Origin of the sequence: Rathayibacter sp. AY1B4 (assembly GCF_002932815.1) — a bacterium.
Taxonomy (GTDB): Bacteria; Actinomycetota; Actinomycetes; order Actinomycetales; family Microbacteriaceae; genus Rathayibacter.
The window spans coordinates 1-4,930 of sequence record NZ_PSWN01000046.1 but is presented as its reverse complement, the minus strand read 5'-3'; the positions used below and the strand labels follow the sequence as shown (position 1 = coordinate 4,930).

The following is a 4,930-nucleotide window of genomic DNA, read 5'->3' as shown; positions in this document are numbered from 1 at the left end:
GGCCGGGACCGGCGGGGCCGCACCGGCCGGGGCCGGGCGGGGTGGGAGCGGTGCCCTCTGCGGGCGCATCGGTGGACGGAGCGTCGGTGGAGGTGGAGTGCAGCGGGGTGGCGCTGGAGGTCGGCGTGCTCGACGGCGTCGCGGCGAATGCGGCGGTCGAGCCGAGCGCGACGAGTCCGAGGGCGCCGACGGCGATGCCGATGGTCAGGGCGCGCTTCTTCGGACGGCGCGGCCCGAAGCTCGAGCCCTTCTCGGCGGGGGTGGTCGACTCGGTCATGGGTGTCTCCTCGTTCCGGCCCGGTACCGACCCCGTTCGGGATCGGTTGCGGCCGGTTCCATCTCAGATTCGAAGGCGAATCTGAAGCCGGACTTAAGAACAGACCCTCCACAGCAGACGCCGGGTGCGCCCCGATCCGCGGCCCCTAGGTTCGAGCACATGCCCTCCTCCGCCCGTGTGCTCCTCATCGAGGACGACGACGCCATCCGCTCCTCCGTCGAGACCGCGTTGCGCAGCGAGCGCTTCACGGTCCGCGGTCTCGTCTCCGGCGAGGACCTCTCCCGCGAGCTGAGCACCTTCGCTCCGGACCTGGTGATCCTCGACTGGATGCTCCCCGGCCCGAGCGGCATCGTGCTCGCCGAGCGGATCCGCCGCAGCAGCGACGCGGCGGTGATCATGCTCACCGCCCGCGACGCCGTCGACGACCGCCTCCGCGGCTTCGACGAGGGCGTCGACGACTACGTGGTGAAGCCGTTCGTGCTCGCCGAGCTCGTCAAGCGCGTGACCGCCGTGCTGCGCCGCCGCGGCCGCATCCCGTCCGTCGTCGAGATCGGAGACCTCGTCGTCGACCCGGAGTCGGGCCGCGCCCGCCGCGGCGGCGTCGCCCTCGACCTCACCGCGACCGAGTTCCGCCTCCTCGCCTTCCTCGCCGGGAACCGCGGCCGCACCCTCACCAAGACCCAGATCCTCACGCAGGTCTGGGGCTACGACCACGTCGACCCGAACCTCGTCGAGGTGCACCTCAGCTCCCTCCGCAAGAAGATGGAGGCGCACGGCGACCGGCTCGTGCACACCGTCCGCGGCCTCGGCTACCGGGTGGAGGCGTGAGCCGCTCCAAGCCGGGCGCCCTGCGGACCGGCTCCCTCCGCCTCCGCACCGTCCTGGCCGTGCTCGCGCTGCTGGCCGTTCTGCTCCTGGCCCTCTCGGCGACGGTGCAGGCGGTGCTCGGCGAGCGCCTCCGCGACCAGATCGAGGAGCGGCTGCAGGACCGCGCCTCCGCCGCCGCCGCGCTGGTCGGCACGATCGCCGACGACGCCCTCGCCTCCCGCCTCTCGGCGCAGGGCGTCTCGGTGCGGATCACGAGCCCCGAGGGCGAGGACGTCGTGGCCGGGCCGAGCCCGGAGCAGCTGCGCCTGGGCCCTGGAGCCGCCGACCAGCTCGGAGAGCCGCCGTCGCCGCCCGGCACGAGCTCCTCCTCCGGAGCCGTCCCGCCCCGAGCCGCGTCCGCCGCCGTCACCGTCGTCTCGAGCAGCGTCGCCGCCGACGACGAGCTGATCACCCTCGAGTCGACCCTCAGCGACGGCACCCGCCTCGAGCTCACCAGCGAGGCCGGATCGGTGGGCAGCACCCTCGCGCAGCTGAACGGGATCCTGCTCGCCGCGTCGGCCGTGTTCCTCCTGCTGGCCGCCCTCGCGCTGATCGTCGTGGTCCGCGCGACCCTCCGGCCCCTCGAGCGGATGACCGACGTGGCCCGCGACATCGCGCACGGCGACCGCGGGCGGCGGCTGCGCCCCTCCCGTCCGCGGACCGAGCTCGGCCGCACCGCGACCGCGTTCGACGAGATGCTCGACGACCTCGAGCAGGCCGAGCGCAGCGCCCTCGCCGCCGAGGCGACGGCCCTCGCGGCGGAGCAGCGGATGCGCGCGTTCGTCTCGGACGCCGCGCACGAGCTGCGGACGCCGGTCGCCGGCATCCAGGCCGCCGCCGACGCGCTCGTCCGCGCCGACGGCGGCGAGCAGGAGCGCGAGCGCCTCTCGGTGCACGTCGTGCGGGAGTCGCTGCGCGCGGGTCGCCTCATCCAGGACATGCTGCTGATGGCGCGGCTGGACGAGGGCCTGGCTCTGCAGTCGCGTCCGCTGGACCCCGCGGGCGTCGCCGAGGCCGCGATCGAGCGCCAGGAGCTGCGCCGCCCGGGCCTCGCGATCGAGCTGCACCGGCCCGCCGAGCCGCTCCTGGTCAGCGCCGACGCCGACCGGCTGGCCCAGGTGCTCGGCAACCTCCTCGAGAACGGCGCCCGCTTCGCCCGCTCCCGGATCGACGTCGCCGTCGAGGCGGCCGCCGACTCCGTCACGATCACCGTCGACGACGACGGCCCCGGCATCGCCGAGGCCGACCGCGAGCGCGTCTTCGACCGCCTCGTCCGCCTCGACGACGCCCGCAACCGCGCCGACGGCGGCTCAGGCCTCGGCCTGCCGATCGCGCGCGGGCTGGCGAGGGCTCTCGGCGGCGACCTCGTGGCGGAGGCGGGGCCCGTCGGCGCCCGCTTCCGGGTGACGCTGCCTCGCGCGGGGTGACGCCGTCCCGCTTCCCTTAGGCTCGACGGGGGCGCGGGCCCCGCTCCGCCGGGACGGCAGGAGTGGCTCCATGGACAAGGACGACGCGGAGCAGCGTGTCCGGCAGGCCCGCGACGAGGCCCCGAGGTTCGGGAGCGGTCCCCTGCTCGCCACCTTCACCGTCCGGCACCGCCGCGGACTCGACGTCGCCTTCGTGCTCGACGGCGCCGACGGCGACTTCCAGATCGGCATGGGCGCCGCGTCCGACGACTTCCGGAGCGTCCTCACCGTCGGGGTCGACCGCGAGGACGGCCGCATCCGCGGCGTCTCCAGCTGGACCGTCGACGGCCGCGAGAGCCGCGTGCCCGTGCGGATCCTGCACCGCTCCGCCACCGTGATCATCGTGGAGGCCGCTCCCCTCCCCCTCGACCGGCGCCCGTCCTCGCTCAAGTGCTGGTCCTTCCTCCGCCGGGCCTCCGCCGACCACCACTCCGACGTGCTCGGCTTCGTGTCCCCCGAACTGGCCGACCTCCCCCCGGTCCGGCTCCTCACCGATCCGCGGGCGCGGCGCGGGCGCTGAGCCGGCCTCGCGCGCGAGGGGACGGATCCCCGCCAGACCCGCAGGCGCCGGTGCGATCATGCGCTGACGTGATCCCGCCCGGAGGTCCGCCCGACCCGGAGGAGCGCTCGTGACGCAGGAGGTGCAGTCGACCCGGCTGCGATCGCTCGGAAGCGAGGCGTTCTTCGGGGCGACGGTGGTCGTCGCGGCGGCGTGGTCGGGCGCTCGGGCCTACCAGCTCTACGGAGGATGGGGCGTGGTGCTCGCGGTGGCGGCGGTGATCGTCGCGGGGCTCGGCTTCGGGCTCCGGCGGCGCGTCGAGGAGCGGTGGTCCCGGCCGAGCCTCGAGAGGCTGCGGGCCGAGCATCCGGACGGCGGCGTCACCGCGGTGCTGAACACTCCGGAGACGCTGGCCTCGCTGCGGACGCTCGCGGTCGCCGGAGCCGCCGTCGACCTCCCGGCGCTGCGCGCGGCGAAGCCGGACCCCGTGCTGCTGGCCGTCGTCACCGCGAGGGCGCTCTCGCTGTTCCGTGCCGACGCGGACCTCTCGCCGATCGCGTTCCTGCCCCTCACCGCCGGGGACGCCCCCGAGTCGGTGACGGGCTACCACCACGGTCACGCGCTCGCGGCTCCCGTGCTCACGGTCCGGCAGCAGGGGACGGAGCAGCGGCTCGCCCTCTTCCCCGCGCGAGCCTGAGACGCGGCTCAGCCCGCACCCATGCCTACGATCACCGATCGCGCAAGCACCTGCTCGCGGGGCGCCCGCACGTCAGCATGAACGGGATGGACACGATCGAGGAGGCGGGCGCCTGGGCGCGCGCTCTGGTGCGCCGCGAGTTCGGCGTCGGCCTCGTCGACCTGGAGCCCGTCGTCGGCGGACTCGACCACGGAGCGCGCGTCTGGTGCGCGGCCGACGGCTCCGGGGCGCTGTGGAGCGTCAAGGCGTCGGCCCGCGACGGGCGCTTCGGACTCGCGCTCTCGGCGTCGCTGGGAGAGGCGGGGGTGCCGGGCGTCGCGGCGCCGCACCGCGCCTCCGACGGGCGCCCCTGGGCGGAGGACCGGGGGCTGCGGGTCTCGGTCGCGCCGTGGATCCTCGGCGAGGACGCGGTCGACTCCGGCGAGGACGCCCTCGACTGGGAGGGGTTCGGCGCGGTCCTGCGCTCCGTGCACGACGCCGAGCCGCCGACCCTCGCGCCTCCCGTGCGGCGGGGCATCCGCCGTGTCCGCCGTCCGCTCGCCGACCTCCTCGCCGAGACCGACGAGAGGATCGATGCGCAGCCGGAGCCCCGCCCCCGCCTCACCGCGCTGTGGCGCGCGAACCGCTCCCGCCTCGACGCCCTCGCCGGCGCCGAGCGGCGGCTGAAGCGCGCCCGCACGCCCACCTCCCGCGTGCCCCTCCACGGCGACCCGCATCCCGGCAACGTCGTCATCGACGAGAGCGGCCGCCCCTGGCTGATCGACTTCGACGAGGCCACCGTCGCCCCGCGGGAGGCCGACCTGCTCCTGATCGAGCTGGGCGTCATCTACTCGCGGCCGATCAGCGACGTGCAGCGCTCGGCGTTCCGCGCGGGCTACGGCGAGGCCTTGATCGACGACGAGCGGATCATCCGCTTCGGCTGCGTCCGCGCGGTCGAGGACGTGGCCGCCACTGTCGCGCTGGCCCTCGCCGACCCGGAGCCGGAGGAGCGCGAGGCCGCCCCCGTGCCCGCCTCCCGCCTCGGCCGCGCTGCCTCCGCGCTGCCCGTCCCCACTCCGCTCGACCTGCTCGCCGGCCAGCTCGGCCCGCACGGCCTCGTCTCGCTCGTCGAGACCGCCCTCCGC

5 protein-coding genes and 1 pseudogene are annotated in these 4,930 nt (G+C 75.7%); 5 read left to right on the top strand and 1 reads right to left on the bottom strand.

Going from position 1 to position 4,930, the window contains the following annotated elements:
- Positions 1-277 (bottom strand): annotated as a pseudogene (locus tag C5D66_RS16580) (hypothetical protein); the annotation flags it as partial.
- Between the two features lie 159 nt (positions 278-436).
- Between C5D66_RS16580 and C5D66_RS16575 the strand changes: the two are divergent.
- From C5D66_RS16575 to C5D66_RS16555, 5 genes are all read left to right on the top strand, one after another.
- Positions 437-1,105: a response regulator transcription factor gene (locus tag C5D66_RS16575; RefSeq protein ID WP_104256639.1), complete on the top strand. Its 669-nt coding sequence runs from the start codon at positions 437-439 to the stop codon at positions 1,103-1,105.
- Complete coding sequence (locus tag C5D66_RS16570; RefSeq protein ID WP_104256640.1) at positions 1,102-2,571, top strand: HAMP domain-containing sensor histidine kinase; 1,470 nt, start codon at positions 1,102-1,104, stop codon at positions 2,569-2,571. The genes C5D66_RS16575 and C5D66_RS16570 overlap by 4 nt, the downstream gene beginning before the upstream one ends.
- Positions 2,572-2,641: 70 nt before the next feature.
- Complete coding sequence (locus C5D66_RS16565) at positions 2,642-3,130, top strand: hypothetical protein (RefSeq protein WP_104256641.1); 489 nt, start codon at positions 2,642-2,644, stop codon at positions 3,128-3,130.
- Positions 3,131-3,239: 109 nt separating this feature from the next.
- Positions 3,240-3,806 (top strand): hypothetical protein, encoded by a 567-nt coding sequence (locus tag C5D66_RS16560; protein ID WP_104256642.1) that lies wholly within the window; start codon positions 3,240-3,242, stop codon positions 3,804-3,806.
- Between the two features lie 86 nt (positions 3,807-3,892).
- Positions 3,893-4,930, top strand: a 1,038-nt coding sequence (locus tag C5D66_RS16555; RefSeq protein WP_104327011.1) for an aminoglycoside phosphotransferase family protein, incomplete at its 3' end; no start/stop codon positions are given.